At 46.7% G+C, this 600-nt stretch carries 1 protein-coding gene; it reads right to left on the minus strand.

The features are described from left to right. Positions 1–600, minus strand: a 600-nt coding sequence (locus ICN39_RS11070) for an IS3 family transposase (protein WP_216234161.1), incomplete at both ends; no start/stop codon positions are given.

A 600-nucleotide genomic window follows, 5' to 3' on the forward strand; every position in this document is an offset into this window, starting at 1 on the left:
AAGCAACCATGGCCAGTCGCTGTTTCGGGGTAATGCCGCCCAATGCCATGTTTGGACGTTGATGATTGTATTTATACATCCATTGCGTTGCAAACTCTTGAACTTCGTTAATGCTTTCCCAATAATGCTGAGATAACCATTCATATCTGACGGTGCGATTAAAGCGCTCCACATAGGCATTTTGTTGTGGCTTACCCGGTTGGATGTGTTGTATGTGGATTTGATGCTTTGCTGCCCACTCCATTAGTCTGCCACTAATCAGTTCCGGCCCGTTGTCCGCTCGAATCACTGCCGGTTTGCCTCGCCAAGCAATGATCTGATCCAAGCTGCGAACGACTCGCTCAGACGGTAAAGAGAAGTCTACTTCAATGCATAAGGCTTCACGATTAAAGTCATCAATCACATTAAATAGTCGGATGGATCTGCCATCTTGTAACTGGTCATGCATAAAATCCATTGACCATACTTGGTTGATGCTCAGCGGTACCACCAACGCATCGGGTTTATCTCGCACTAAACGTTTTCGGGGTTTGATGCGTAGGTTGAGCTCAAGCTCGCGGTAAATCCGGTAGATGCGTTTGTGGTTCCATGTGTAGTTCT

The organism is Polynucleobacter sp. AP-Reno-20A-A9, assembly GCF_018882085.1.
Classification (GTDB): Bacteria; Pseudomonadota; Gammaproteobacteria; order Burkholderiales; family Burkholderiaceae; genus Polynucleobacter.